The 26,527-nt window shown below is 73.2% G+C and carries 21 protein-coding genes and 1 pseudogene; 13 read left to right on the top strand and 9 right to left on the bottom strand.

What is annotated here, in order from left to right; all coding sequences use genetic code 11:
- Nucleotides 1-133: 133 nt before the first annotated feature.
- Both HW130_RS11650 and HW130_RS11645 read left to right on the top strand, forming a co-directional pair.
- Complete coding sequence (locus HW130_RS11650) at nucleotides 134-781, top strand: hypothetical protein (protein WP_177149410.1); 648 nt, start codon at nucleotides 134-136, stop codon at nucleotides 779-781.
- Nucleotides 782-828: 47 nt separating this feature from the next.
- Complete coding sequence (locus tag HW130_RS11645) at nucleotides 829-1,617, top strand: DUF4239 domain-containing protein (protein ID WP_177149409.1); 789 nt, start codon at nucleotides 829-831, stop codon at nucleotides 1,615-1,617.
- Nucleotides 1,618-1,653: 36 nt separating this feature from the next.
- Here the strand turns inward: HW130_RS11645 and HW130_RS35855 are convergent, their stop codons facing one another.
- Entirely contained in the window at nucleotides 1,654-1,788 is a 135-nt protein-coding gene (locus tag HW130_RS35855; RefSeq protein WP_251023638.1) for a DUF6126 family protein, read from the bottom strand.
- Nucleotides 1,789-1,936: 148 nt separating this feature from the next.
- Between HW130_RS35855 and HW130_RS11640 the strand changes: the two genes are divergently transcribed.
- The 4 genes from HW130_RS11640 to HW130_RS11625 all read left to right on the top strand — a co-directional run bounded on the left by HW130_RS11640 (nucleotide 1,937) and on the right by HW130_RS11625 (nucleotide 7,577).
- The gene (locus tag HW130_RS11640) at nucleotides 1,937-3,064 is read left to right on the top strand and encodes an LLM class flavin-dependent oxidoreductase (RefSeq protein ID WP_177149408.1); all 1,128 of its coding nucleotides are present in this window, start codon (nucleotides 1,937-1,939) and stop codon (nucleotides 3,062-3,064) included.
- Nucleotides 3,061-3,684 carry an FMN reductase gene (locus HW130_RS11635; RefSeq protein ID WP_177149407.1) on the top strand — a complete coding sequence of 208 codons (624 nt, stop codon included), beginning with the start codon at nucleotides 3,061-3,063 and terminating at the stop codon, nucleotides 3,682-3,684. The genes HW130_RS11640 and HW130_RS11635 overlap by 4 nt, the downstream gene beginning before the upstream one ends.
- 71 nt (nucleotides 3,685-3,755) lie before the next feature.
- Nucleotides 3,756-4,202, top strand: a complete 447-nt coding sequence (locus tag HW130_RS11630) for a universal stress protein (protein ID WP_177149406.1) — start codon at nucleotides 3,756-3,758, stop codon at nucleotides 4,200-4,202.
- 186 nt (nucleotides 4,203-4,388) lie between these two features.
- The gene (locus HW130_RS11625) at nucleotides 4,389-7,577 is read left to right on the top strand and encodes an AAA family ATPase (RefSeq protein ID WP_177149405.1); all 3,189 of its coding nucleotides are present in this window, start codon (nucleotides 4,389-4,391) and stop codon (nucleotides 7,575-7,577) included.
- A 42-nt stretch (nucleotides 7,578-7,619) separates the two neighbouring features.
- On the opposite strand, the pseudogene HW130_RS11620 reads toward HW130_RS11625, so the two are convergent.
- The 5 genes and pseudogenes from HW130_RS11620 to HW130_RS11600 form a co-directional block, all read right to left on the bottom strand.
- Nucleotides 7,620-7,913 (bottom strand): annotated as a pseudogene (locus HW130_RS11620) (MerR family transcriptional regulator); the annotation flags it as partial.
- 98 nt (nucleotides 7,914-8,011) lie between these two features.
- Entirely contained in the window at nucleotides 8,012-8,869 is an 858-nt protein-coding gene (locus HW130_RS11615; RefSeq protein WP_177149404.1) for an ABC transporter permease, read from the bottom strand.
- Nucleotides 8,866-9,837, bottom strand: a complete 972-nt coding sequence (locus HW130_RS11610) for an ATP-binding cassette domain-containing protein (protein WP_177149403.1) — start codon at nucleotides 9,835-9,837, stop codon at nucleotides 8,866-8,868. Before HW130_RS11610 ends, HW130_RS11615 begins: the two co-directional genes overlap by 4 nt.
- Before the next feature lie 82 nt (nucleotides 9,838-9,919).
- Entirely contained in the window at nucleotides 9,920-10,477 is a 558-nt protein-coding gene (locus HW130_RS11605) for an NAD(P)H-dependent oxidoreductase (protein ID WP_177149478.1), read from the bottom strand.
- Between the two features lie 282 nt (nucleotides 10,478-10,759).
- Nucleotides 10,760-11,167: a hypothetical protein gene (locus HW130_RS11600; RefSeq protein WP_177149402.1), complete on the bottom strand. Its 408-nt coding sequence runs from the start codon at nucleotides 11,165-11,167 to the stop codon at nucleotides 10,760-10,762.
- Between the two features lie 186 nt (nucleotides 11,168-11,353).
- Here HW130_RS11600 and HW130_RS11595 point away from each other — a divergent pair, with 186 nt between their 5' ends.
- The 3 genes from HW130_RS11595 (at nucleotide 11,354) to HW130_RS11585 (ending at nucleotide 15,327) form a co-directional block, all read left to right on the top strand.
- Nucleotides 11,354-12,379 (top strand): endonuclease/exonuclease/phosphatase family protein, encoded by a 1,026-nt coding sequence (locus tag HW130_RS11595; RefSeq protein WP_177149401.1) that lies wholly within the window; start codon nucleotides 11,354-11,356, stop codon nucleotides 12,377-12,379.
- Between the two features lie 654 nt (nucleotides 12,380-13,033).
- On the top strand, nucleotides 13,034-13,279 hold the full coding sequence (locus HW130_RS11590; protein ID WP_177149477.1) for a DUF2630 family protein: 246 nt from the start codon (nucleotides 13,034-13,036) through the stop codon (nucleotides 13,277-13,279).
- A 59-nt stretch (nucleotides 13,280-13,338) separates the two neighbouring features.
- Nucleotides 13,339-15,327, top strand: coding sequence for an FUSC family protein (locus HW130_RS11585; RefSeq protein ID WP_177149400.1), 1,989 nt, complete (start codon nucleotides 13,339-13,341; stop codon nucleotides 15,325-15,327).
- Here HW130_RS11585 and HW130_RS11580 read toward each other — a convergent pair.
- Nucleotides 15,322-15,717, bottom strand: coding sequence for an RNA-binding S4 domain-containing protein (locus tag HW130_RS11580; protein WP_177149399.1), 396 nt, complete (start codon nucleotides 15,715-15,717; stop codon nucleotides 15,322-15,324). The genes HW130_RS11585 and HW130_RS11580 overlap by 6 nt on opposite strands.
- A gap of 197 nt (nucleotides 15,718-15,914) precedes the next feature.
- On the opposite strand from HW130_RS11580, the gene HW130_RS11575 reads away from it, so the two are divergent.
- Entirely contained in the window at nucleotides 15,915-17,393 is a 1,479-nt protein-coding gene (locus HW130_RS11575) for an APC family permease (protein ID WP_177149398.1), read from the top strand.
- Between the two features lie 143 nt (nucleotides 17,394-17,536).
- Nucleotides 17,537-18,496, top strand: a complete 960-nt coding sequence (locus HW130_RS11570; protein WP_177149397.1) for a hypothetical protein — start codon at nucleotides 17,537-17,539, stop codon at nucleotides 18,494-18,496.
- Nucleotides 18,497-18,509: 13 nt separating this feature from the next.
- Here the strand turns inward: HW130_RS11570 and HW130_RS11565 are convergent, their stop codons facing one another.
- Entirely contained in the window at nucleotides 18,510-20,564 is a 2,055-nt protein-coding gene (locus HW130_RS11565; RefSeq protein WP_177149476.1) for a PhoX family phosphatase, read from the bottom strand.
- A 284-nt stretch (nucleotides 20,565-20,848) separates the two neighbouring features.
- Between HW130_RS11565 and HW130_RS11560 the strand changes: the two genes are divergently transcribed.
- Together HW130_RS11560 and metG are read left to right on the top strand one after the other, a co-directional pair.
- Nucleotides 20,849-22,861 carry a VWA domain-containing protein gene (locus HW130_RS11560; RefSeq protein WP_177149396.1) on the top strand — a complete coding sequence of 671 codons (2,013 nt, stop codon included), beginning with the start codon at nucleotides 20,849-20,851 and terminating at the stop codon, nucleotides 22,859-22,861.
- A 127-nt stretch (nucleotides 22,862-22,988) separates the two neighbouring features.
- Nucleotides 22,989-24,593, top strand: coding sequence for a methionine--tRNA ligase (gene metG, locus HW130_RS11555; protein ID WP_177149395.1), 1,605 nt, complete (start codon nucleotides 22,989-22,991; stop codon nucleotides 24,591-24,593).
- A 114-nt stretch (nucleotides 24,594-24,707) separates the two neighbouring features.
- Here the strand turns inward: metG and aspS are convergent, their stop codons facing one another.
- A complete protein-coding gene (gene aspS / locus HW130_RS11550; RefSeq protein WP_177149394.1) occupies nucleotides 24,708-26,492 on the bottom strand; it encodes an aspartate--tRNA ligase in 1,785 nt (594 codons plus the stop codon).
- Between the last annotated feature and the right edge of the window lie 35 nt (nucleotides 26,493-26,527).

Here is a 26,527-nt window from a genome sequence, read left to right as displayed (position 1 = left end):
GCAACAAAGTGCAAAATGAACTCGGTCACGCTCGGCCGAAGACGATCGTCCCCGCGGTCGAAAAAAGTGCTTTCATCATCCATACGGGTGATCTGGGGCATACGACCGCGTTCCGGCCTCTACCGTTTGCGCCGTGGCGGGTTGGCAGCAGGTGAGCGCACTCGGGATCGTCGCGGTTCTCGGCACGCAGGGGGTCGGCATCGGCACCTCCGCGTCCGAGGACCCCAGCGGACCGGAGTGGGCCGGGGTATCGGCGTCCGCGCCCGGACGGCAGGCGGAAGCGGATCGGCCGCCGCCGGCCCTCTCGGTGTCCGTGTCCCTTCCGGGACCGGTGGGGATCGGCCTCGGCGTGACGATCGGCGTCGGGGCCTGCCTTCCGCCGAAGCGGCCGCCGACCGCCCCTCCCGTACCACCGCCCCCGCAGCCCCCGGCTCACGAGCCGCCCGAGCCGCCCTCCGCACCGGAACCGCCGGCCCCCGAACCGCCCGCACCCCCGCCCCCGCCCCCGCCTGCGCCTGCGCCTGCGAGTGAGCCGCCGTCGCCACCCCCTGCGCCTCCGGCCCCGCCGCCCGATGAGCCGCCGCCCGCGGCCGAACCGCCCGCCGCCCCGCCGCGGGCTCCGGCGGCCGCCGTCCGCGCCTACCGGCCCGCGTTCCGGGGCCCCGAGGCGGACGGCACCCCTCTCACCGTGCTGATGCTGGTGACCACGACCCCGGCCGTGCTCGCCGCGGCCATGCTGCGCCCCCGTTCCGGTTCCGCCGCACGGCGCGGCCGCGCCTGAGTCCGCTTCCGCCCCACGCCCTCACCACACCCCCCGGGAGATCCCCCATGACCGAATGGCTGGTGCTCGCCACCGTGACGGCGGCCGCCTGCGCCGTCGTCCTCGTCGTCACGCTCCTCGGACAGCGCGGGACGCGGGGCTTTGCGGACGGTATGGAGGCGGCCGGGACGCCGCAGACGCCCGACGTCCTCGAGTACATGGTGATGATGGTCGGCGTCGTGTACGCGATCGTGCTCGGCCTCGCGATCGCCGGTGTCTGGGAGGCCCGCGGGGCGGCCCAGGACGCCGTGCGCGCCGAGGCCCAGGCGCTGCACGAGGTCACCCAGCGCGCCCAGGTGTACCCGGCCGACTTCCGGGAGCAGCTGCGGACGAACGTCGACGCCTACGTCTCGGAGGTGGTGCAGGAGGAGTGGCCGCGGATGATCGACCAGGAGGAGCTGTCGCCGCGCGGGACGGAGCTGCTGGCCACCGTGCGCACCGGGGTCGCGGAGCGCGAGCCGGCGAACGAGCTGGAGGCGCAGGCGTACCAGCCGATGCTCGACCAGGTGGCCGCCGCCGAGGACGCGCGAGGCGCCCGGGCCTCGGGCGCCGAGGAGACCCTGCCGGGCATCGTCTGGTTCGGCCTGATCAGCGGGGCCGTCGTCACCATCGGGCTGATCTTCACGATGCAGATCGGCCGCTCGTTCCGTGAACTGCTGCTGGCGGGGGTGTTCAGCGCGCTGATCGCGTTCCTGCTGTTCCTGGTCTGGGACTTCGACGCGCCGTTCGGGCGGTCCGGCACCGAGTCGGCGGACGCCTTCCGCCAGCTCTTCCCGGGCGCGGGCGGCACCGGCTGACCCCGGCGGGCGTCGTGCCGCGGGCCGGCGGCGGGGTCACTTCTGCGCGTGCTCGCCGACGTAGAAGAGGAGCCACACGAAACCCGCGAAGAGGTGGGTCGCGAACACGTACACGAAGACGCGCAGCGCCACGCCGCGCTCCTTCCACTCCTCGCTCTCGTGTCCGCCCATGGCAGCCTCCGGTCCTCGGGTCCGGCCCCGGCCGGGGCCACGGGACAGGGTACGGGGGTGGGGCTGCCGGGGCGGAATACGGACCGGAGGGCCTTTGTTGAGGGGCTATAGTTCAACATTCAACCATCAGCCCGAGAGGTGAGCCCCCATGCAGTTCGGCATCTTCACGGTCGGGGACGTCACGACCGACCCGACCACCGGCCGCACGCCGAGCGAGCACGAGCGGATCAAGGCCACGATCGCCATCGCCGAGAAGGCGGAGGAGGTCGGCCTGGACGTCTTCGCGACGGGAGAGCACCACAACCCGCCCTTCGTGCCGTCGTCCCCCACCACCCTCCTCGGGCACGTCGCGGCCAGGACCGACCGGCTGATCCTGTCCACCTCGACCACGCTGATCACCACCAACGACCCGGTGAAGATCGCCGAGGACTACGCCTACCTCCAGCACATCGCCGACGGGCGCGTCGACCTCATGATGGGCCGCGGCAACACCGGCCCGGTCTACCCGTGGTTCGGGCAGGACATCCGCCAGGGCATACCGCTCGCCATCGAGAACTACGCGCTTCTCCACAGGCTGTGGAGGGAGGACGTGGTCGACTGGGAGGGGAAGTTCCGCACGCCGTTGCAGGGCTTCACCGCGACCCCGCGCCCGCTGGACGGCGTGCCGCCGTTCGTCTGGCACGGCTCGATCCGCTCCCCCGAGATCGCCGAACAGGCCGCGTACTACGGCGACGGCTTCTTCCACAACAACATCTTCTGGCCCATGTCCCACACCAAGAAGATGGTCGCGCTCTACCGCGAGCGCTACGCGCACTACGGGCACGGCACACCCGAGCAGGCGATCGTCGGGCTCGGCGGCCAGGTGTTCATGCGCCGCAACTCGCAGGATGCCGTAAGGGAGTTCCGCCCCTACTTCGACAACGCGCCGGTCTACGGCCACGGCCCGTCGCTGGAGGACTTCACCGAGCAGACGCCGCTGACCGTCGGCTCCCCGCAGCAGGTCGTCGAGCGCACGCTCGGCTTCCGCGACGCGGTCGGCGACTACCAGCGCCAGCTGTTCCTGATGGACCACGCCGGGCTTCCGCTGAAGACGGTGCTGGAGCAGCTCGACATCCTCGGCGAGGAGGTCGTGCCGGTGCTGCGCAAGGAGTTCGCCCGCCTGCGGCCGGCCGGAGTGCCCGAGACCGCGCCCCTGCACCCCGCCGTCGCCGCCCGCGACGCCCAGGAAACGGACGCCCGCAGCGCGGACGTCCGTGACACGAAGGAGTCGTCATGACGCACACCGCCGAGCCGCTGAACCTCGTCGTCGTCTCCGCCGGGCTGAGCGTGCCGTCGTCCACGCGGCTGCTCGCCGACCGGCTCACCGAGTCCGTACGCCGCGAACTCGCGGGCAGCGGACGTCCGGTGGAGGTCCGTGTGGTGGAGCTGCGCGACCTGGCTGTGCCGATCGCCAACAACTTCGTGACGGGTTTCCCCGCGCCCGCGCTCGAGGAGGCGATCGAGGCGGTGACGGGGGCGGACGCCCTGATCGCCGTCACGCCGGTGTTCACGGCCTCGTACAGCGGGCTGTTCAAGTCCTTCTTCGACCTGATCGAGCCCGATGCCCTCGGCGGCAAGCCCGTCCTGATCGCCGCGACCGGCGGGACGGCCCGGCACTCGCTGGTGCTGGAGCACGCCCTGCGTCCGCTGTTCGCCTACCTGCGGGCGGTGGTCGTACCGACGGCGGTGTACGCGGCGTCGGAGGACTGGGGCGGCACGGGCGACGCGCTCACCGCCACGCTGCCGGACCGCATCGCGCGGGCGGGGCGCGAGCTGGCCCGCGTGCTGGCCCCGGCGGCCGGCGTCCCGGCCCAGGGCGCGCCGGAGGAAGCAGTCGCCGCCGACCTTTTTGCCTAGTTCTGGGCTCCTTGGCCGGTTATCCGTAGGCTTGAACCGAGTTCGGGTTCATGAACCACGGAGGTGGCGGAATGGCGAAGGCGGGCAGGATCGTCGTGGGGGTGGACGGCTCCGAGCCGTCCGTCCGGGCACTGCGCTGGGCGGTGCGACAGGCCGGGCTCACGGGTGAGCCCCTGGAAGCCGTCATCAGCTGGGAGTACCCGGCGGCGGGCTGGGCGGCCATGGTGCCCGCCCTGCCCGCCGACTTCGACCCGGAGGCGATGGCGGGCAGGATCCTCGACGACACGCTGGAGCAGACCATCGGCGCCGAGGCAGCGGCCGCGATCACGCGGAAGGTCCTCATCGGCAACCCGGCGCAGGCCCTGATGGAGCGCGCCGAGGGGGCGACACTGCTGGTCGTCGGGGACCGCGGGTACAGCGGGTTCAAGGCGGCGCTGCTGGGCTCCGTCGGGCTCCATCTCACGCAGCACGCCCCCTGTCCGGTCGTGGTGGTGCGGGGCGAGGCGGACACGGACTGACGGGAGCATCCCGGTGCACGGGCACGCCTGACGGGCTTCCCGGTCGGGCGGGCCCGGCGGGGGCTCGTCCTTCCGCGGTCGTTTCCCGGTTCTGCGGTCGTTTCCCGGTTCGGCGGTCGTTTCCCGGTTCCGCGGGGGTTTCCCGGTTCCGCGGGCGTTGTCGGTGACGCCGCCTATGGTTTCGGCATGAGCCCTGCACTGATCGGGCGTGACCACCCCGCGGGCGTCCTCCGGACCGAGATCGGCCGGGCGACGGACAGCCACGGGGGCCTGGTGCTGGTCACCGGCGAGGCCGGCATCGGCAAGACGACCCTCGTCACCGCCGCGGCCGACGAGGCCCGGCGGCGCGGCGCCCTCGTGCTCGGCGGCTCCTGCTGGGACTCGGACAGCGCACCGGGCTACTGGCCGTGGGTCCAGGTCGTGCGCGGGCTGCGGCGGGGAGCCGGTGCGGACGCCTGGGCACAGGCCGAGAAGGCGGCGGGCGGGCTGCTCGCGGTCCTGCTCGGGGAGACGCCGGGCGACGCGGAGGCCGGCGGCGAGAGCTTCCCGATGTACGACGCGGTGACGACGGCGCTGGTCACCGTCTCGCAGCAGCGCCCCGTGGTCGTCGTCCTGGACGATCTGCACTGGGCCGACCCGGCGTCCCTGCGCCTGCTGGAATTCGCCGCCCAGCACACCTGGTTCGAGCGGCTGCTGCTCATCGGCACGTACCGGGACGCGGAGGTCGAGGCGGCCGACCATCCCCTCCAGGAGCTGATCCTGCCGCTGGCCGCCCGGGCCGCCGCCACGGTCACGCTCACCGGCCTGGAGCGCGACGAGGTCGGCGCGCTCATCGAGCTGACGGCCGGTGTCGAGGCCGGGCCCGGCCTCGTCGACGAGGTCCACCGGCGCACCGGAGGCAATCCGTTCTTCGTCGAGCAGACCGCCCGGATCTGGCACAGCGGCCAGCCCGTCACCACCGTCGCCCCCGGTGTGCGCGAGGCGGTCCGGCGGCGGCTCGCGCTGCTGCCCGGACCGGTCGGCGCGCTGCTCGTCACCGCGGCCGTGCTGGGGCGGGAGTTCCACCGGCAGATGCTCGCGGCGGCAGCGGCGGCACCCGTGCCTCAGGTGGACCGGCTGCTGGAGCGGGCCGTCGCCGCGCGGCTGGTGGCCCCGCGGACGGGCGGCCGGTTCGCCTTCGCCCACGACCTCGTGCGGGAGACGCTGTACGAGGCGCTGGACGAGGCCGACGCGCGCGCCCGGCACGCGGCCGTCGTGCGGGCCGTCGCGGCCGCGCCCGACCTGAGCGAGAAGGTCCTCCCCGCCGACCTCGCACGGCACGCCCATCTCGCGGGCGACGAGCTGGAGCGCGAGCGCCGTGTCGAGCTGCTGATGGCGGCAGCCCGCGACGCGTCCGGACGGCTCGCCGGCGAGGAGGCCGTCGGCCACTACCGCCGCGCGCTCCAGGCCGCCGTGCCCGATGCGCGCCGGGCCGCGCTCGTCTGCCTCGACCTCGGCACGGAGCTGCGCCACAGAGGCGACGAGATCGACGCCTGGCGCCACTTCGACCGGGCCGCCGACCTGGCGGAGGAGCTCGGCGCCCCCGAGCTGCTGGCACGCGTCGCGATCACCCTCCACAACCAGAGCGACGTGCAGGGCGGCAGGCAGCGGGCACGGACCGGGCAGCTGCTGCGCGACGCCTACCAGGCGCTGGTCGACCGGGGCGGCGAGGAGCTCGCGGGCCTGTCGCACGAGCGGATCGCGCAGGACCTGGCCGTGCGCTGCACCGCTCTGGCGCGCAGCGAGGGCGACGACGACGCGCTGTCGTTCTCGCTGTGGGCGCGGCACGACGCGATCTGGGGGCTCGGCACCTCCGCCGAGCGGCTGGACCTGACGGACGAGATGGCCGAGGTCGCCCGCCGCACGGACAACGCCGAGATGGAGCTGCACGCCACCGCGATGCGCTGGGTCTCGCTGCTGGAGCTGGGCGACCCGGGGTATCTGACGCAGCTGCACACCTTCGTCGGCCTGGCCGAGCGGAGCGGTCTGCGGCGCTTCGAGCTGGGCGTCGCGGTGGACCGCTCGTTGGTCGCCGCCCTCGCGGGCCGCTTCGACGAGGCCAGGCAGCTCCTGGACCAGGTGATCGGCACCCGGCACGAGCACCCTGCCTTCGCCTTCATGACGTCCCACATGGACTGGGGCCTCAAGCTGCTGGCGGGCCGCCTGGAGGAAGCGGCCGAGGCCGTGTCGGGTCTCGAGGAGGTGGGGCACCCGTATCCGCAGCTGCTGGAGGGGATCACGGCCGTCGAGCGGGGCGACGCCGGTCTCGCGCGGCGGCTGCTGGACGGGGTCGAGGAGCGTGCCGAGTCGCTGCCGAGGGCGTTCGCGCCGCTGCTGATGCGGCTGCGGGCGCAGACGGCGGCGGCCTCGGGCGACGACGACGCCATCGAGCGGGCCCGCGCGGCACTGGAGCCGTACGCCGGGCAATGGGTGGTCTCGCTGTACGGGTGCGACATCAGCGGCCCGGTCGACCAGTGGCGGGGGCTGCTGGACGCGGCCCAGGGCCGGACGGCGGACGCGGTCCGGGCGCTGACGGCGGCGTACGCGTCGGCGGACCGGCTGCGGGCGCGGCCCTGGTCGGTGCGGGCCCGTGCGGCACTGGCCGATGTGCTGGAGGCGTCGGAAGGTGAGGCGGCCGCACGGTCGTTGAGGGCGGACGCGGAGCGGGAGGCGCGGGAGCTGGGGCTGACGCATCTCCTGCGCGACCCGCAGGAACGGGCCGCGTCCCCGTCCGAGCCGCCCGCGCCCCGGTCGGCCCCGGGGGCCGGGCCCGCGTCCGCGTCCGCGTCCGTGGGGGAGTTCCGGCGGGACGGGGCCGTCTGGGCGCTGTCGTTCGCGGGGCGTGCCGTGCACGTGCCCGACGCCAAGGGGCTGCGGGACCTGCACACCCTGCTCTCCCGCCCCGGGGACGACCTGTCCGCCGTGGTGCTGCTCGCCCCCGAGGGCGGCGGGGCCGTGGTCGCCGCGCGCGGCCTCGGCGGGGACCCGGTGCTCGACGACGAGGCGAAGAACCGCTACCGGCAGCGCCTCGCGCGCCTCGACGAGGAGATCGACCGGGCGGCCGCCGGTGGCGACGAGCGCCGCGCCGAGGAGTACGGGCGCGAACGCACCGCGCTTCTCCAGGAGTTGCGTGCGGCCGCCGGGCTCGGTGGCCGGACCCGGCGCCTGGGCGACGAGGCCGAACGCGCCCGCAAGACCGTCACGGCCCGCATCCGCGACACCCTGCGCCGCCTCGACGGCCTCCACCCCGAACTGGCCGCGCACCTGAGGGAATCGGTCTCCACGGGCGCGTCGTGCGCCTACCGCCCGCCACGGCCGGTCACCTGGCGCCTGTGACGGCGGCGGCGCCGCGCACGGGCGCACGGCTGTGCGGCCCGACGCCGTGCGCCGCGACTCGCCCCGGGCGCCCCGCGTCAGTTCCTGATGGGCCGCGGCGTCCGTGTCCGTCTCCGCCAGGTCGCAGACCCGGCCGACACCGGCGAGCGGCATCCCGATCCGCCGCAGCCACGCCACGAGCCGGGCCCGCTCCACCTGGGCGTCGTCGTAGTACCGGTAGCCGGTGAAGGGGTCGACGCGTGCGGGCGGCAGCAGCCCCAGCTCGTCGTAGCGCCGCAGCGCTTTCGCGGACAGCCGCGACGCGCGGGCGAACGCACCGATGGCCAGCAACCCCATGCCTGCCCGGCCTTCCTCCTCGTGCCGGGCGGGGATGCCCGGCGGACACGATGCTGGAGTCTCCCCCGCGAGGAAGGTCAAGGCCGGGCGGCAGGGCCCTACTTGCGGTTGTAGAGCCGCATCGTCACCGAGCCGAACACGAACACGAGCACCGCGGACCAGCCCAGGGACCAGCCGATGTCCGCCGCCGGCCAGTTGCCTGCCATCAGTTCGCGTACGGCGGTGGCCACATGGGTGACGGGGCTGTTGTTGACGAACGCCTGGAGCCAGCCCGGCATGGTCTTCGGGTCGACGAACACGTTGCTCAGGAACGTCATCGGGAAGATGACCATCATGCTGACGCCCATCACCGACTTCTCGGTGCGCAGCAGCAGCCCGAACATCGTCCAGATCCAGGAGAACGAGAACGAGAAGACCATCAGCAGCGCGACGCCGAGCGCGATGCCGACCGGTCCGCCGTCCGGGCGGTAGCCGATGGCCAGGCCGACGGCCAGCATGACCACGGAGGCGATCAGATAGCGCACGACGTCGCCGAGGAGGTAGCCGACCATCGGGGCGGGCCGCCAGATCGGCAGCGTACGGAAGCGGTCGAAGACGCCCTTGGAGATGTCGTTGTTGACCGCGACACCCGTGTACATCGTGATCATCACGACGCTCATGGTGAGGATGCCGGGCAGCAGGAACTGGATGTACGCCGAGACCGAGCCCGCGATCGCGCCTCCGAAGAGGTACGTGTACATCAGCACCATCATGATCGGGAACGCCGTCACGTCGAACAGCTGCTCCGGCACGTGCTTGATCTTGAGCATGGCGCGCCAGCCGAACGTCAGCGACGCCGACCAGGCGCTCGGACGCGGCGGCCGCTCCCCGGCGACCAGCAGGGCGGCCAGGTCCTCCGCCCTCGGCGCGCGAAGTTCGATGTCGCCGAGGTCCTTGGTGGTGGTCGCGGTGCTCATGCCGCCTCCCCCTTCTTGTCGGTCAGGGCGAGGAAGACCTCGTCCAGGCTGGGCTGCCCCAGCGCGAAGTTGTCCACGGTGATGCCGTTCCTGGCCAGCTCGGCCAGGGCGTGCGCGGCCTGCTCGGCCGCGCCCCGGTCGCTGCCGCTGCCGTCGACGCGGGCGGTGAGGGCGACCGGGTCCGGATCGAGCACGACCTCGGCGCCGAGCGCGGCGGCCAGCACGCGCTCGGCCTCGGGCCGCTGCCCGGCCTCGCGCAGCCGCAGATGGACGGCCCCCGATCCGACGGACGCCTTCAGCTCGCCCTTCGTGCCCTCGGCGATCACCTTGCCGTGGTCGATCACGGCGATGCGGGACGCGAGCTGGTCGGCCTCGTCCAGGTACTGCGTCGTCAGCAGCACGGTCGTGCCCTGGGCGACGACGGCGCGCACGATGTCCCAGACCTGGTTGCGGCTGCGCGGGTCGAGCCCGGTGGTGGGCTCGTCGAGGAACAGCAGGTCCGGGGTGTTGAGGATGGAGGCGGCGATGTCGATACGGCGCCGCATGCCTCCCGAGTAGTTCTTCACCTGCTTGTCGGAGGCCTCCCGCAGGCCGAAGGCCTCCAGCAGCTGCGCCGCGCGCTCGCGCGCGGCGGGCTTGGAGTGGCCGAGCAGACGGGCGAGGAGCACCAGGTTCTCGGTGCCGGTGAGGTCCTCGTCGACGGAGGCGTACTGACCGGTGAGGCTGACCCGGCTGCGGACCGCGTCGGCGTCCCGCTGCACGTCCTTGCCGAAGACGCGGGCCTCGCCGCCGTCCGGCCTGAGGAGGGTGGCCAGCATGCGGACGGTGGTCGTCTTGCCCGCGCCGTTGGGGCCGAGGACTCCGTAGACCGTGCCGGTCGGCACCCGGAGGTCGACGCCGTCGACGGCGCGGTTCTCACCGAAGACCTTCACCAGGCCGGTGGTCTCGATTGCCAGATCTGTACTCATCGTCAGTCCTTCGGTTCCTTTTCGTCCGTGGAGACAGGACTCGGGCGGGGGCGCGAATTCATCGGTGGTCCGGCCGGTGCCGTCATGAGGCGTAGGGACGCAGGGCGCGGGCCTCGCGCAGCGCGAGGCCCCACCACCGCAGCTGGTCGAGCATCGGCGTCACGGCCGCGGCGCGGTCCTTTGGCGACTCGGCGAGCAGGTCGACGCCCACGCCGTTGCGCAGGGTCACCGTGTGCAGCTCGGTGAAGACCGACCGCAGCTGCTCGACGGCGTAGAGGCCGCGTGAGCCGTGGCCGTAGCTGACGAAGGCGACCGGTTTGGTGTGCCACTCGTCGTAGGCGCAGTCGATGGCCTGCTTGAGGGAGGCGGGGAAGGAGCGGTTGTACTCCGGGGTCACGACGACGAAGGCGTCGGCGCGGCGGACCTGAGCGGCGAAGTCGCGCATGGGCGCGGTGGCGCGGCCCGGGTAGCGGGCCGGGAAGTCGAAGCCGGCCAGGTCGACGACCACCGGCTCCAGGTCGTCCCGCCGCGCGGCGTACTGCGCGAACCAGTGGCCCACCTCCTCGCCGACGCGCCCCTCGCGTGTGCTGCCGATGATCACTGCGACGCGCAGCGGCGGCGTGTCCTCGTCCCGCACGATGCGCCTCCCTCCACCTGTCCGCGGCCCTCACCCAGGAGGCGCGAGACGGCAACGCGCGGCCGCCGGATCGGATCCGGCGGCCGCGCGAGGCAGGTCCGGCCCGGCGGGCCGGGCGGGGTTCAGCTCTGGGGCGGGACACGGCGCCCCGTCACCAGTCCGTCGTCGTGGCGCGGTGGCCGACGGCCCACGGCCCCTTCGACACCGGCGACGTCACCATCGAGCAGCGGGCCGGACCCGCACGAACGGGTCCGGTGACCTGCTCATCCGCAGGTCCGGTGATCCTCACTCATGCGTGTAGGCGTAGTAGAACGTCACGAGCCCGACACCCACGCCGACAGCGACACCGATGCCCGCCGACCTGAGCACGCTGCCGTCGGCCAGGCTGGTCAGGAACCCGATGGTCACCGCGGTCAGCGCCCCGTAGGCCAGGGCACGCATCTCGCGCGGCAGGGAGTGCCGGATGCGGCCGAGCCCGAACGCGAGAGCGCCGAACACCACCGCGCAGACCACGCCGAGGACCCACTGGCCACCGGTGGCGACGCCGTCGTTCTGGAAGCGCAGGATGGACGCGGCCCAGATGCCGACGGTGACGGCGAGCAGGGCGGGCAGTAGCAGACCGAGCGGGTGGTGCTCTCGTGCGGGCGTCCGGCGCCGACGCCGGTGCCGCGGCGTCGCTGTTTGTGTGGCCATGGCGCAGAACTCCTTCCCTCCGACCCCCGTCCCCTCTCAGGGCACACCCGCGCGCGCCGGGCGGCAAGTCAGGCCGCCTCGCACCCGTACCACCGTCGAGGCGGCGGCAACGGATCCGGCGGGACCGGCGTCCTCAGGAGAGAGGGACTGCACGCGCACACGACGACTCACGGCTCGGAGGCCTGCGTGGACCAGGAGACCAGGGACGGCGGGTACCCGGCGGCCGGGCCGTACGACGCCGGGCGCGGCCCCGCTGCCGGGCGGCGACGCGGCGCGTGGCCCGCCGGGCTGCTGCTCGTCGTGCCGACCTCCGTCGTCGTGTGCCGTGCCGCGGACACCGACGCCGTCACGCCCGTGCCGCAGCTGCTCGCCTTCCTGCCGTGGCTGCTGGTCCCGGCCTCGGTCGCGCTGCTGGTGGCGCTGTTCGCCCGGCGCCGCCTGCTCGCGGCGTGGGCCGTGGCGGTGCTGGCTCTGACCGGCTGGTTCGTCAGGCCGTACGACACCGGGCTGACCGACGACCCGCCCGGGCCGGCCGTCGCCCGCGTCGAGGTCCTCACGGCGAACCTCGAGTTCGGCGGGGCCACCGACGCGCTGATCGCGGCGATCGGCCGGGAGCGTCCGGGCCTCGTCTTCGTCCAGGAATGCCCGGCCGTGTGCTCCGAAGCGCTCGCGTCCGAGGTCCTCCGCGCCGACTACCCGTACCGCCGTGTCGTCGAGGCCGACGGCGCGGCGGGCTCGGCGATCCTCAGCCGGTACCCGCTGACACCCGCCACCGGTGTCCGCTCCGTGCTCGGCATGCCGGCCGCCGGCGCCCGCATCGCGGGCCGGCCGGTGGCCCTCCAGCTCGCCCACCCTTTGCCGCCCGTCCCCGGCGCCGTGACCGACTGGCGCAGGGAGCTGGCCCGGCTGCGCGACCGTGCCGCCGCGGTCACGGACCGCCCGTCCGTCGTCGCGGGCGACTTCAACGCGACCCGGGAACACGCCGCCTTCCGGGACCTCCTGGAGGCCGGCGGCCTGCGCGACAGCGCCCGGCTCGCAGGCGCATCCCGCACACCTTCCTGGCCGACCGCCCTGCCCCGCCCGCTCGGCGCGCAGATCGACCACGTGCTGGTCAGCGAGGACTTCTCGGTGCGCTCCGCCCGCTTCCTCGACCTGGGGGCCACCGACCACCGGGCGCTCCTCGTCTCGCTGGAACTGCACGACGTGCGCTGACCCGGCGGCGGGGTCAGAGTGGGGACGTGGTGCGAGGCCACGCGGGTGGCCGGTCGGGAGGCGAGGCGGATGACGAGCGGCCTCGGCGCGACGGTCACCGCGGACGCCACCGCCGACCTGACGCGGGCACGCACGGCCTGCCCGGACGGCGTCGACGCCGTCGCCGGCCTCGTCTCGGACGAACCGGGCTCCTTCGCCGGGTACGCGGTGCTCGCCCGGCCCGGCGGTCTCGTCTCGGACGAACCGGGCTCCTTCGCCGGGTACGCGGTGCTCGCCCGGCCCGGCGGTCTCGTCTCGGACGAACCGGGCTCCTTCGCCGGGTACGCGGTGCTCGCCCGGCCCGGCGGTCTCGTCTCGGACGAACCGGGCTCCTTCGCCGGGTACGCGGTGCTCGCCCGGCCCGGCGGCCTCGCCGTGTCGACCCGGCTCGGAGCGGGGGCGGTCGCGCTGCCCGGCGAGGTGGAGGGCATCGGCTTCCGGCTGCACGCCTCGTCGACGCCGCTCGACGCCCTCGCCGCCGCGGCGGCCGACGGTTCGCTGCAGACGCCGCCGGAGGCCGGGTTACCGCTGCGGAAGGCGCCGACGCGCTCGCCGGGAGCCGCGCGGGAGGAGTCCGCGGCAGGACCGTCTTCGTCCTCTGACCAGGGAGGTGTCATGAAAGACGAGCAGATCATCGACGACATCGGCGCACTCGTCGAGGAGGAGCGCGCCCTGCGCGACCACTCGATCCGGCAGGGCGGACTCGACCCGGACCGGCAGGCCAGGCTCAAGGAGGTGGAGATCCGCCTCGACCAGTGCTGGGACCTGCTGCGCAGGCGGCGGGCGAAGTCGGAGTTCGGCGGCGACCCCGACACGGCACAGGAGCAGCCCGCCGACGAGGTCGAGAACTACGAGAGCTGACGCGCCCGCTTCGGACGCCGTACTTGCGCGGGGCGAGCCTTTCGGGGTCTGTTGACACCATGGCGGATCTCCAGGGCGGGGCGGCAGCGGAGGGCGGGCGCGCAGGGCGGCTCACCCCACCCGCATGGCTGATCCGCGGCCTGCGTCCGCAGGACGCGCCCGTTCCGTGGGCCGCCGTCGCCCGCGCGGCCGTCGCCCTCTCCGCGCCGCTGGCCGCCGGGCTCGCGTCCGGACAGCCCGCGTACGGTGCGCTGGCGTCGATGGGCGCGCTGTCCGGCGTCATCGGCGACACCGCCGACGCCTACCGGATGCGTCTTTTGAACATCGCCGTCCCGCAGCTCTTCGGCGCGGTCGGCGTCACGCTCGGCACGCTCGTGTACGGGCAGGGCTGGGTCGCGGTCGGCGCGCTCACGCTCGTGGCGCTCGTCTCGGGCATGATCTCGACGATCGGCGCGGTCGCCTCCGTGTCCGGACTGCTGCTCCTGCTGAACGCCGTCGTGGGCGCCGGTCTGCCGATGCCGGGACCGTGGTGGACGGCGCCGCTGCTGCTCGGCCTCGGCGGTCTCTTCGTGCTCGTGCTGACCCTGCTGGGCTGGCCGCTGCGCGGCCGGGCGCCGGAGGTGGCCGCGGTCGCCGCGACCTACCGCAGTGTCGCCGACCTGCTCGCCGCGGCGGGCACGGGCGACTACGACGCCCGGCGCCAGGACGTCACCCAGTCCCTCAACACCTCCTACGACCTGGTCCTCGCCCGGCGCGCCCGCGACCACGGACGGCGCGGGCCGCTGGTGCGGCTGCTCGCCCAGCTGAACGTGGTCATCCCGCTCGTCGAGGCCGCCGCGGCGGCGCACCGCTACGGCCGTGCCTCCCGCCGGCCCGAGATCGCGGCCGCGGTACGGGAGTTGGCGGTCGCGGTGGAAAGCGGGCGCCGCACGGCCCCCGAGCTGGTGCTGCCCGAGCCGGAGGGGCCGGCGGACCGCGCCGTCGACCGCGCCCTGCGCCACGCGTCGGCGGTCGTCCACCGGCCGGACGCCGACGCCGCGCTGTCCCACGACCGGCTCGGCAGGCCCGCGGCGCTCGGCGTCCGCGTCCGGCGGGCGGCGCGCAACGTGCTGATGTCCGAGCCGTCCTGGCGGTACGGGCTCCGGCTCGCGCTGTGCATCGGCATCGCCCAGGTGTTCGTCTCCCTGGTGCCGGTGACCCGGTCGTACTGGGTCGCGCTCACCGTCACGTTCGTCCTCAAGCCCGACTTCGGCTCGGTGTTCTCGCGCGCGGTGCTGCGTGCGCTGGGCACGGCCGCGGGCCTGCTCGTCGCGGCCGCGGTCCTGGCGGCCGTGCCGCGCGGCTGGGCGGACGTGCCGGTGATGATGGTGCTCGCCGCGCTGATCCCGGCGATCTCGGCGAAGGGGTACGCCTTCCAGACCGCGGCGATCACCCCGGTGATCCTCATGCTGTCGGACGTCCTCAACCACCAGGGCTTCCACCTCGTGCTGCCCCGGCTCGTGGACAGCCTCATCGGCTGCGCGATCGCGCTGGTGGCGGGATACCTGCTGTGGCCGGAGAGCTGGCACACCCGGATCGGCGACCGGCTGGCGAAGGCCGTGGAGGACGCGGCGGACTACGTGGCGTGCGCCTTCGGCCCGGTCGGCGCGGCGGGCGGCACCGACCAGGGCGAACGGGTGCGGCGGCGCAGGCGGCTGTACCGGGACCTGTCGTCCGTGCGGTCCGAGTTCCAGCGGGCGCTGACCGAGCCGCCGCCGACCGGCGCACGGGCCGCCGCCTGGTGGCCGCTCGTCGTGGCCGTCGAGCGGATCGTGGACGCCACGACGGCGGCCCGGGTCCGCGTCGACCACGGGGCCGAGCCGCCGCGCGGCACGGAGATCACCGGCATCGAGGAGCAGCTGCGCGAACTCGCCGAGGGGCTGCGCTCCAGCGAGGAGCTGGTGGAGGTGCGTGCCGACCTGCCGGGCGACGAGAAGGGCGTCCTGGAGCCGCTGCGTCAGGAGGTCAGGGCCGCGCGGGCGATCGCCTCGCCCGCGCCTCGGTCATGACCCCGGCCGGAGCCCCTGCAGGCGCTCCAGCTCGCGGCGGTCCCGCTTGGTCGGGCGGCCGGCGCCCCGGTCCCGTACCGCCGCCGGAGCGGTGAACTCCTTCGGCGGGGGCGGCGGGCTGTTGTCGACGTAGCACGTCGTGGCGACCGGCGGTCCGACCCGCTTCCGCACGATCTTCGAGACGACCACCAGCCGCTCCCGCCCCGCGTGGAACACCCGCACCTGGTCGCCGACGCGCACGGACTGCGCGGGCTTGACCCGCTCGCCGTTGACGCGCACGTGGCCCGCCCGGCACGCCGCCGCGGCCTGCGAGCGGGTCTTGGTGAGCCGTACCGACCAGACCCAGGCGTCGACCCGTACGGTCCCCTCGTCCGATACCTCTGCAGCCATGTCACCGACTGTACGGCTCGGGGGACCCGGGGAGCACGCGCACGAGCGGGACGGCACCCCGCCCCCTCACCACAGCGCACACATCCGACTACGATGCGCACGATCTCCCCTTGACGGAGGCGTCTCCTCCGAATGCGGGTGTTCGCTTCTGACGTGCCCGCATCTCCCGCGCGGCACAAGGGCATTCGGAGATTTCCATGCGCAGCAGCTCCGGCAGAGGGCTTCGGCCAGGGGTCCTGGGAACGTTGGACACCGTCGTCATGGCGGTCGCGGGCAGCGCCCCGGCCTACTCGATCGCGGCGACCACCGCCGTCCTCGTCGCCACCGTGGGTCTCGCGGGACCGGCGGCCCTGCTGTACTGCGCGATACCCATGCTCGGCATCGTCCTGGCCTTCGGCCGGCTCGGCCGCCTCGACGTCAACGCCGGAGCGGGGTACTCGTGGGTGGGCCGCACCCTGCACCCCTTCCTCGGCTTCATGTCGGGGTGGGCTCTGGTCGTCTCCGCGACCCTTTTCATGGTGGCCGGTTCCCTGCCGGCCGGTGCGATGACGCTCGCACTCGTCGATCCGGATCTGGCCGGCGACAGGGCGCCGGCCACGGCCGTGGGCGCCGCCTGGTTCGTCGCGATGCTGCTGGTCGTGCTCGGCGGCGCGCGGCTGACCGTGCGCGCCCAACTCGTCCTGTCCGGCGTCGAACTGGCCGTCCTGGCGCTGTTCGTCGCCGCCGCACTCGTCCGCGGCGGCAGCCGTGCCGCCTTCGACTGGTCCTGGTTCGGCTTCGCGCACTTCGACGGACCCGCCGGATTCGCCTCGGGCGCGCTGGTCGCCACGTTCTACTTCTGGGGCTGGGACGTGACCAGCAACCTGAGCGAGGAGACCCGCGACAGCCGGCGCACCGCGGGGCTCGCCGCGCTGATCGGCCTCGGCGTCGTCTTCCTCGTCTTCGAGGCGTTCACCGTGGCCGTCAACATGTTCCTGACGGCCGAGGAGATCCGGGCGTCCGGTTCCGACGTGCTCGGTGCGCTCGGTGAGGCGGTCTGGCCCGGAGTGGGCGGCAGGCTCCTCGTGCTGGCCGTGCTGCTGTCCACCGTCGCCACCCTGGAGACGACGCTCATCCAGGTGACCCGCTCGCTGTTCGCGATGGGCCGGGACCGCACGATGCCCGCGGTGCTGGGCCGGGTGCACCGCCGGTGGCACACCCCGTGGGCCGCGGTCGCCGCCGTCGGCGCCGTCGCGCTCACGATGTTCGCGGCGTCGGTCGCGCTCGGGTCGGTCGGTGACGTGCTCGCCGCCGGAGTCTCCGCGATAGGGCTGCAGATCGCGTTCTACTACGGTCTCGCGGGCATCGCCGCCGTCGTCGCGTACCGCAGGACGCTGCTCCGCTCCGTGCGCGACTTCGTCCTCGGCGGCGCCTGGCCGCTGTTCGGCGCGCTGTTCATGCTGTGGATCTTCATCGAGTCGCTGGGCGAGCTGAGCGGGGCGTCGGTCGCGATCGGTCTCGGCGGGCTCGCCGCCGGCCTCGTGCCGATGTTCCACTACTGGCGCAAGGGCAGTTCCTACTACCGGCCCGCTCCCCTCGACGCCACGCGCCCGGTCGACACGGACGACGACTACGGCGACCCGCGGTCCGGTCACCGTCCCGACTACACCGGGAAGGCGCTGGCCACCGACTACTGACCGCCCCCGCACGCCGCCCGATCCCCGCGCCGGACCGGCTGGCGTCCCCCGTAGAGCCTGTAGATCCCCGCAGTCGCCGTGGATCCCTCCGAAGATCGTCGGATCGTCGGATCGTCCCTGAACCGCCGAGGGAAGTGCCGCCCATGGCCGCTCGCCGCCGCTTCGTCCCCGACTTCGATCCCGCGTACGGGGACGGGGCGCTGTCCGACGCCCTCGACGACATCGTCATCGGCCGCTGGCAGGGCGTACGGGACCTGCTGCGCGACACCGGCGACGACTGGGGGCTGCGCACCCACCGGATCCGGCTGCTCGCCCACGCCGCGGCCGGCTCGTCCGCCACGGGGATCTGGCGGGCCGCCGAGCCGGCCAGCCCCGACGCGGCGGTCCTCGCGGCCGCGACCGAGGTCGTGCGGGTCTTCCACCGGGCCATCGCCGCGGGACGCGGCGGCGGCGTCGACCGCGACCGGCTGGACCTCGCCGTGCGGGCCTGCCTCCACGCCGCCGACCTGCACCCCGCCGACCCCATGCCGTGGGTGTCGCTGCTGACGGTGGCGCGGCTGTACGAGGACGGGGTGCCCCGCAGGGAACTGCGGCGCTGGTGGGACGAGATGCGCGGGCGCGACCCGTACAACGTCGAGGGTCACGTGCAGCTGCTGCGCTACCACTCGGCGCGCTGGCACGGCACGCACGGCAGGATGTACGACTTCGCGCGGGACGTGGCGGGGGCGTCGCCTCCCGGGTCGCCGCTGCCGGTGCTGGTGCAGATCGCGCGGGCGGAGGAGTACCGCCATGTCTTCGACACGGCCCAGGGGCGGGTGGTGCGCGGCCTCGACCAGCACTGGAAGCACGAGCTGGCCGTCGTGGAGATACGGCGCACATGGGACCGGTGGATCCTGTGGCGCGCGGACGGACCGGTCGCGCCGCAGGAGATCGGCGAGCTCAACTACCTGACGCACGCCGCCTGTCACGCAGGGCTGAGACAGGAGGCCCGCGGCCTCTTCCAGCTGCTGGGGACGCGGGCCGCGCATCTCCCGTGGACGTACACGGGAGACGCGGCCGAGCAGTTCACGAGGTGGCGCACACAGTTGGGCGTCACCTCGTGAACCGGCTCCGGGATCAGGCGCCGATGTTGCCGCCGTCCTTGCGGTAGACCGCGACGACCGACGGGCGCACGAGCGTGCCCGGACCGTCGGGCCAGGAGCTCGCGGGCTTCTCGACGGACGCGCCGTCGACCTCGCCCGGGTGCTGGACCGCGACCAGCACGCGGCGGTCCTGGATGATCGGACCGCAGGTCTCCGCGCCGGTCGGCACGGTCAGGAACTGCTTGAGCTCACCGCGGCGCTCACCGTGGGTCGCGACGCCGAACAGGCCGTCGTGGGTGCCGAGCGCGTTGCCGTCGGTGGAGAGCCACAGGTTGCCGTACGGGTCGAAGGCGACGTTGTCCGGGCAGGAGATGGGGCTGACCTTCTCCTTGGGGAAGCCGGCGAAGTAGGTGGCCGGGTCGTTCGGGTCGCCCGCGACCAGGAAGAGGCGCCAGGCGAAGCCGTCGCTCGCCGGGTCGTCCCAGTGCTCCGCGAGCTCCAGGACCTGTCCGTGCTTGTTGTTGTTGCGCGGGTTGGCCTCGTCCGCACCCGCCTTGCCGGCGGCGCCGCGGTCCTTGTTGTTGGTGAGCGCGACGTAGACGCGGCCCGTGCGGGGGCTCGGCTCGACGTCCTCGGGGCGGTCCATCTTGGTGGCGCCGACCTTGTCACCGGCGAGGCGCGTGAAGACGTAGACCTCCTCGGCGGTCATGCCGGGGACGTGCGAGACGTCGTCGGTGGCGAGCGGGATCCACACGCCGCTGCCGTCGAACTCGCCGTCGTTCGGGAGCTTGCCGGTGCCGTCGATCTCGGCGGCCGGGCTGTCGCCCGTCAGCTTGGCGACGTAGAGGGTGCCCTCGTCGAGGAGCGTGAGGTTGTGCTCGCGGGCGCGCCGGGAGCTGCCCTTCATCATGCGCTTGCTGGAGACGAACTTGTAGAAGTAGTCGAACCGCTCGTCGTCGCCCATGTAGACGACCGGACGGCCGTCGTCGGTGAGGCGCGGCTGCGCGGCCTCGTGCTTGAAGCGGCCGAGGGCGGTGCGCTTGCGGGGCGTCGACTCCGGGTCGTACGGGTCCAGTTCCACGACCCAGCCGTGGCGGTGCGACTCGTTGGGCTCCTGCTTGGCGTCGAAGCGCTTGTCGAAGCGCTCCCACTTGCGCTCGGTGGCGCCGGTGCCGATCCCGTACCGCTTGTCGGTCGCACTCGACCCGTTGGCGAAGTACTGGTTGAAGTTCTCCTCGCCGTGGAGCGTGGTGCCCCACGGAGTGGTGCCGCCGGCACAGTTGTTGAGCGTGCCCAGCACCTTGGTGCCGGACGGGTCGGCGGACGTACGCAGCAGGGCGGAGCCCGCGGCCGGACCGGTGAGCTCGAACTCGCTCGTGGCAGTGAGGCGGCGGTTGAGCGGGTGGCGGGTGACCGGGGTCAGCTTGCCGCTGCGGTGCTCCTCCTGGACCACGACGACCGACAGACCGTGCGCGGCCCAGGCGATCTCCACCTGGTCGCGGGTCGGGTTCTCGGGGTCGTAGCCCTTGAACATCAGGACTTCGTCCGTGTACTCGTGGTTCGCGACGAGGACCTGGCGGCCGTACTCGCCCTTGAGGGGGAGCAGGGAGAGGAAGTCGTTGTTGTAACCGAACTGACCCGCCTGAGCCTTGGCGGTCTGCTTGTCCGGGTCGAAGGCCGGCGCGCCGCGCAGGATGGGCTCGCCCCAGCGGATGACGACGCTCTGCTCGTAGCCGGCGGGGACGGTGACCTTGTCGTCCTTGTTGGGGGCGACGGGGGCGAAGCGCAGACCGCGGGCGCCGTCGGCCGTGCCCGGCTTCTGCGGCCGGCCGGTTCCCGCCGCCGCGGCGGGGGTGGCGCCCTGCACGGCGGCGGCACCGCCGGCGGCAGCGGCGACGGTGACGACGGCGGCGGCACGCATCATCGAACGGCGCGACAGCGCACTCGCTATGACGTCACCGGCGTACTCGTTGTCGCTGGTGTTGGGAACCTCGTGGAAGCAGGCGTCGCCGCAGCGGTAGCGGCAGGTCAGCGCGGAACGTCCGCCCGCGTGGGGGGTGGTGTTCAACAGCGGCAGCAGTTTGCGCACGTCGTCCTCCTCCGGCGCATCCTGCGCCGACATGGTGTCGGAATGATTCCGGCGGTGACGTTAGGTGTGCTCCTCTGCCCGGCGGCGGACACGAGGTGAACGAGGAATGAATGGGGTGCACACGGGGCGCGGTCGGTGTGTGCGGACGGGGCATGCGGGTGCCCTCCCGGAAGCCGCGACGGGCGGCCGCTAACCTTACGTGTCCGCCCTGGCCTGCATTGCCCGGGGGGAACGTCTGCAGAGCGGACAGTCACCGCACCCAACTCATGCGAAAGGCCCCGCCCATGGGTATTCGGAGCTTGCTGCGCAAGGTGTTCGGCCGCGATCGCGCTGACGGCGCCGGGCGCGAGGAGTCGGCGGCGGCCTCCGTTCCCGCCCAGACGGAGCGCACGGAACCGGCCACGGAGACGGCCACGGAACCGGCCACGGTGCCGGCCCAGAACGCGGCGGACCGGGCGTCGGACCTGGTCTCGGCGGACCGGGCGTCGGACCTGGTCTCGGCGGACCGGGCGTCGGACCTGGTCTCGGCGGCGTTCGACAACCCGACCCCGCGCTTCCCCACTCAGTCGAAGCCGTCGACGACGGCGCCCGCACAGGAGCCCTCCGCGCCTGCGGAGTCCGCCACCCCGGAGCCCGCCGCGGCCGAGGAGGCCGTCGCACCTGTCGAGGACGCCGAGGTCGAGGCCGCCGCGCCTGCGGAGCCGACCGAGGTCAAGGCCGCCGCGCCTGCGGAGGACATCGAGCCGGAGACCGCCGCGGCCGAGACCGCTCCCGAGCCGGAGGCCGACGCGGCCGAGCCCGAGGCCGTCGCACCTGTCGAGGACGTCAAGCCCGAGGCCGCCGCCCCCGAGCCGGAGGCCGACGCGGCCGAGCCCGAGGCCGTCGCACCTGTCGAGGACGTCAAGCCCGAGGCCGCCGCCCCCGAGCCGGAGGCCGACGCGGCCGAGCCCGAGGCCGTCGCACCTGTCGAGGACGTCAAGCCCGAGGCCGCCGCCCCCGAGCCGGAGGCCGACGCGGCCGAGCCCGAGGCCGTCGCACCTGTCGAGGACGTCAAGCCCGAGGCCGCCGCCCCCGAGCCGGAGGCCGACGCGGCCGAGCCCGAGGCCGTCGCACCTGTCGAGGACGTCAAGCCCGAGGCCGCCGCCCCCGAGCCGGAGGCCGACGCGGTCGAGCCGCAGGACAACGCCCCCGACGACAACGCCACAGCTGCGGAGGAGGCCCCCACCGAGGACACCCCGGACGCCGAGCCCGAAGCCGTCACGCCTGCGGAGCCGACCGAGGCCGAGGCCGCCGCGCCTGCGGAGCCGACCGAGGCCGAGGCCGCCGCCCCCGAGCCGGAGGCCGACGCGGCCGAGCCCGAGGCCGCCGCGCCCGCGGAGCCGGCCGAGGCCGAGGTCGCCGCGCCTGCGGACGACGCCGAGCCCGAGACCGTCGCGGCCGAGCCGGAGGCCGCTGCGCCCGCGGAGCCGGCCGAGGTCGAGGCCGTCGCACCTGTCGAGGACGCCGAGCCCCAGACCGTCGCGGCCGAGCCCGAGGCCGCCGCGCCCGCGGAGCCGGCCGAGGCCGAGCCGCTCGCGGCCCAGACCGCCACCCCCGAGACCAAGACCGAGACCGAGCCGGAAGCCGGCGCGGTCGAGGGCAAGGCCGCCGTCCCGCTCGCGCGCCTCAAGACGCGGGCACCCCGGATCGTCGACGCCTACAAGGCCGCGGGCGCCGCCCTCAAGAAGGCCGGGCTCACCGGCGCACGCGCGCGGGTCTACCTCGTGCTCGACCGGTCCGGGTCCATGCGCCCCTTCTTCAAGGACGGCAGCGCCCAGCGCCTCGGCGAGCAGGCGCTCGCCCTCGCCGCGCACCTCGACGAGCGCGCCACCGTCGACGTCGTCTTCTTCTCGACCGAGATCGACGGCACCGGGGAGCTCACCCTCGACGCCCACGAGGGCCGCGTCGACGAGCTGCACGCCGGGCTCGGCCGGATGGGCCGGACGAACTACCACCTCGCCGTCGAGGAGGTCCTCGCCCTGCACGCCAAGGCGGCCACGGACGCCCCCGCGTTCGTGATCTTCCAGACCGACGGCGCGCCCGAGTCCAAGACCGCCGCCACCGCCGCCCTCACGGCCGCCGCCGACCGGCCGGTCTTCTGGCAGTTCGTGGCGTTCGGCGAGCACGACGCCAAGGCGTTCGACTACCTCCGCAAGCTCCAGGTCGCGGGCGCGGCGTTCTTCCACGCCGGCCCCGCGCCCGCCGAGCTGCCGGACGCCGAGGTGTTCGAGGGCCTCCTCGGCACCTGGCGCCCCTGACCGGGCCGGCGAACGACACCCCGACGGCCGGGCCGCGCACACAGCGCGGCCCGGCCGTCGGGCGTCGTGGGGCGGTCCGGCCTTATGCGTGTGAGTTGATCTCCGCAGGGCCGATAGGATTTCGACCATGGCGGCCACTGGATCCGAGAAGCAGGGGGCGAAGGCGTACTACGTCTCGACCCCCATCTACTACGTCAACGACGCTCCTCACCTGGGCCACGCCTACACGACCGTCGCAGGCGACGTGCTCACCCGCTGGCACCGTCAGCGCGGCGAGAAGGTGTGGTACCTCACCGGCACGGACGAGCACGGTCAGAAGATCATGCGCACGGCCGAGGCGAACAACGTCACGCCCCAGGCATGGTGCGACAAGCTCGTCGAGGAGGCGTGGAAGCCCCTCTGGGAGCACCTGAACATCGCGAACGACGACTTCATCCGCACCACGGAGAAGCGGCACACGGACCGTGTGCAGGAGTTCGTGCAGGACCTGTACGACAAGGGCGAGATCTACAAGGGCGGGTACGAGGGCCCGTACTGCGTGGGCTGCGAGGAGTACAAGCTCCCCGGGGATCTCATCGAGGCCGAGGACGGCACGAAGCTGTGCGCCGTCCACAAGAAGCCGGTGGAGATCCTCAAGGAGGAGAACTACTTCTTCAAGCTCTCCGAGTACGGCCCGAAGCTGCTCGACCTCTACACGGCGAACCCGGACTTCATCCAGCCCGAGTCCGCCCGCAACGAGGTCGTGAACTTCGTCAAGCAGGGCCTCCAGGACCTGTCGATCTCGCGCTCCACCTTCGACTGGGGCGTCCCGGTGCCGTGGGACGAGAAGCACGTCATCTACGTGTGGGTCGACGCGCTGCTCAACTACGCGACCGCGGTCGGCTACAACGAGAACCCGGCGAAGTTCGAGGAGACCTTCCCGGCCAACGTGCACCTGGTCGGCAAGGACATCCTCCGCTTCCACGCGGTGATCTGGCCCGCCATGCTGATGGCGCAGGGCCTGCCGGTGCCCGGCAAGGTCGCGGCCAACGGCTGGCTGATGGTAGGCGGCGAGAAGATGTCGAAGTCGAACCTGACCGGCATCAAGCCGCAGGACCTGACCTCGCACTTCGGCGTGGACGCCTACCGCTGGTACTTCCTGCGCGCGATCGCCTTCGGCAGCGACGGCTCGTTCTCCTGGGAGGACTTCACCGCCCGCTACACCTCCGAGCTCGCGAACGACTACGGCAACCTCGCCTCGCGCGTCGCGGCGATGGTGGGCAAGTACTTCGGCGGCGAGCTGCCGGAGGCCACGGCCGCCGGGGACGCCGAGAAGGCCGTCCAGGACGGCCTGGCCAAGGCGGTCGCCGAGGCCGACCGGAAGATCGGCGAGGAGCTGGACTTCCAGGGCGGCATCCTGGCGATCTTCGACTTCGTGAAGCAGGTCAACGGCTACATCACGGAGCAGGAGCCCTGGAAGGTCGCCAAGGACGATTCCGACGAGGGCCGTGCCCGCCTGGCCACGATCCTCTACACCGCCGCGGAGTCCCTGCGCGCGGTCGCGGTCCTGCTGAACCCGGTGATGCCGGAGACGTCCCAGAAGCTCTGGGAGTCGCTCGGCGCGGAGCCGGTCCTCGGCACGCTGGCCGACCAGCGGGTCCAGGACGCGGGCGAGTGGGGCAGGCTCCCCGCCGGCGCGACGGTGACGAAGGGCGCGGTGCTGTTCCCGCGCCTGGAGGAGAAGCCGGCGTAAGGACGCCGTACACGCGAAGAGGGGCCGGACCCGGAGTCCGGCCCCTTTCGCATGCGTGCACGACGCAGAGCGCCCCCGGCCGGTGGCCGGGGGCGCTCTGCGGAACGGAAGGCGTTACTTGTCCTTGTCGTCGCCGGACTTGGCTACCGGCTTGCGCAGCGCGATGTTCAGCTCGCGCAGGCGGGCCTCCTCCAGCTCCGTCGGGGCGCCCATCATCAGGTCCTGCGCGTTGCCGTTGAGCGGGAACGCGATGGTCTCGCGGATGTTCGGCTCGTCGGCGAGCAGCATGACGATGCGGTCGACGCCGGGGGCGATGCCGCCGTGCGGCGGGGCGCCGTACTGGAAGGCCCGCAGCATGCCGGCGAACTCGCGCTCGACGGTCTCCCGCGAGTACCCCGCGATCTCGAACGCCTTGAACATGATCTCGGGCTCGTGGTTCCGGATGGCTCCGGAGGACAGCTCGACACCGTTGCAGACGATGTCGTACTGCCAGCCCAGGATGTCCAGCGGGTCCTGCGTCTCCAGGGCCTCCAGGCCGCCCTGCGGCATCGAGAAGGGGTTGTGCGAGAAGTCGATCTTGCCGGTCTCCTCGTCCTTCTCGTACATCGGGAAGTCGACGATCCAGCAGAACCGGAAGACGTTCTCCTCGAAGTGGCCGGCGCGCCTGGCGGCCTCGACGCGGACCGCGCCCATGATCTTGGAGACCTCGTCGAACTCGCCCGCGCCGAAGAAGACCGCGTGGCCGGGGGCGAGGGACAGGCGCTCGGTGAGGACCTTGACGTCCTCCTCGGTGAGGAACTTGGCGATCGGGCCGGTCAGGGCGCCGTTCTCGCCGACCCGCACCCAGGCGAGGCCCTTCGCACCGTGCTCGACGGCGAACTCGCCGAGGCCGTCGAAGAACTTCCGCGGCTGGGCGGCCGTGTCCGGCACGGGCAGGGCGCGGACGTGCTTGCCGGCGAACGCCTTGAACTCCGAGCCCGCGAAGACGTCGGTGATGTCGACGAGCTCCAGCTGTGCCCGCAGGTCCGGCTTGTCGTTGCCGTACTTCAGCATCGACTCGCGGAACGGGATGCGCGGGAACGGCGAGGTGACGTGGCGGCCGCCGCCGAACTCCTCGAAGAGCTCGGTCATCAGCTTCTCGATCGGCTGGAAGACGTCCTCCTGCTCGACGAAGCTCATCTCGACGTCGAGCTGGTAGAACTCGCCCGGCGAGCGGTCGGCGCGGGCGTCCTCGTCGCGGAAGCAGGGCGCGATCTGGAAGTAGCGGTCGAAGCCGGAGATCATGAACAGCTGCTTGAACTGCTGCGGCGCCTGCGGCAGCGCGTAGAACTTGCCGGGGTTCAGCCGGGACGGCACCACGAAGTCCCGCGCGCCCTCGGGGGAGGTGGCGGTCAGGATCGGGGTGGCCATCTCGTTGAAGCCGAGGGCCGTCATCTTGTGCCGGATCGCGGAGATCACGGCCGTGCGCAGCATGATGTTGCGGTGCATGCGCTCGCGGCGCAGGTCGAGGAAGCGGTACTCCAGGCGTCGCTCCTCGCCCACGCCGTCGTCGGTGTTGATCTGGAACGGCAGCTGCTGCGCCGCGCCCAGGAGCTCGACCGCGGACACCTCGACCTCGATCTCGCCGGTCGGCAGGTCGGGGTTGACGTTCTCGGCGCCGCGGGAGACGACCTTGCCGTCGACGCGGACGACCGACTCCTTGTTCACCTTGTCCAGGGCCTCGTAGGCCGCGGTCCCCGGGCGGGCGACGAGCTGCGTGATGCCGTAGTGATCACGCAGATCGATGAAGAGGATGCCGCCCAGGTCTCGGCGATTGTGCAGCCAGCCGCTCAGCCGGACGTCCGCGTTGACGTCAGAGGCGCGGAGCTCGCCGCAGGTGTGGGACCTGTACCGATGCATCGTCGTTCATCCAGTCTTGGAGTGTCGGGGTCGGG

The organism is Streptomyces sp. PKU-EA00015 (assembly GCF_013387495.1).
GTDB lineage: Bacteria > Actinomycetota > Actinomycetes > Streptomycetales > Streptomycetaceae > Streptomyces.
Note: the sequence above shows the minus strand (reverse complement) of the source record. Positions and strands in the feature narration are given on the sequence as shown.

Excerpts from the sequence above, each read along its gene's own strand:
- HW130_RS11645 (WP_177149409.1), top strand. The coding sequence starts at position 829 with ATGACCGAATGGCTGGTGCTCGCCACCGTGACGGCGGCCGCCTGCGCC.
- HW130_RS35855 (WP_251023638.1), bottom strand. The coding sequence starts at position 1,788 with ATGGGCGGACACGAGAGCGAGGAGTGGAAGGAGCGCGGCGTGGCGCTG.
- HW130_RS11640 (WP_177149408.1), top strand. The coding sequence starts at position 1,937 with ATGCAGTTCGGCATCTTCACGGTCGGGGACGTCACGACCGACCCGACC.
- HW130_RS11635 (WP_177149407.1), top strand. The coding sequence starts at position 3,061 with ATGACGCACACCGCCGAGCCGCTGAACCTCGTCGTCGTCTCCGCCGGG.
- HW130_RS11630 (WP_177149406.1), top strand. The coding sequence starts at position 3,756 with ATGGCGAAGGCGGGCAGGATCGTCGTGGGGGTGGACGGCTCCGAGCCG.
- HW130_RS11625 (WP_177149405.1), top strand. The coding sequence starts at position 4,389 with ATGAGCCCTGCACTGATCGGGCGTGACCACCCCGCGGGCGTCCTCCGG.
- HW130_RS11615 (WP_177149404.1), bottom strand. The coding sequence starts at position 8,869 with ATGAGCACCGCGACCACCACCAAGGACCTCGGCGACATCGAACTTCGC.
- HW130_RS11610 (WP_177149403.1), bottom strand. The coding sequence starts at position 9,837 with ATGAGTACAGATCTGGCAATCGAGACCACCGGCCTGGTGAAGGTCTTC.
- HW130_RS11600 (WP_177149402.1), bottom strand. The coding sequence starts at position 11,167 with ATGGCCACACAAACAGCGACGCCGCGGCACCGGCGTCGGCGCCGGACG.
- HW130_RS11590 (WP_177149477.1), top strand. The coding sequence starts at position 13,034 with ATGAAAGACGAGCAGATCATCGACGACATCGGCGCACTCGTCGAGGAG.
- HW130_RS11585 (WP_177149400.1), top strand. The coding sequence starts at position 13,339 with ATGGCGGATCTCCAGGGCGGGGCGGCAGCGGAGGGCGGGCGCGCAGGG.
- HW130_RS11580 (WP_177149399.1), bottom strand. The coding sequence starts at position 15,717 with ATGGCTGCAGAGGTATCGGACGAGGGGACCGTACGGGTCGACGCCTGG.
- HW130_RS11575 (WP_177149398.1), top strand. The coding sequence starts at position 15,915 with ATGCGCAGCAGCTCCGGCAGAGGGCTTCGGCCAGGGGTCCTGGGAACG.
- HW130_RS11570 (WP_177149397.1), top strand. The coding sequence starts at position 17,537 with ATGGCCGCTCGCCGCCGCTTCGTCCCCGACTTCGATCCCGCGTACGGG.
- HW130_RS11560 (WP_177149396.1), top strand. The coding sequence starts at position 20,849 with ATGGGTATTCGGAGCTTGCTGCGCAAGGTGTTCGGCCGCGATCGCGCT.
- metG (WP_177149395.1), top strand. The coding sequence starts at position 22,989 with ATGGCGGCCACTGGATCCGAGAAGCAGGGGGCGAAGGCGTACTACGTC.
- aspS (WP_177149394.1), bottom strand. The coding sequence starts at position 26,492 with ATGCATCGGTACAGGTCCCACACCTGCGGCGAGCTCCGCGCCTCTGAC.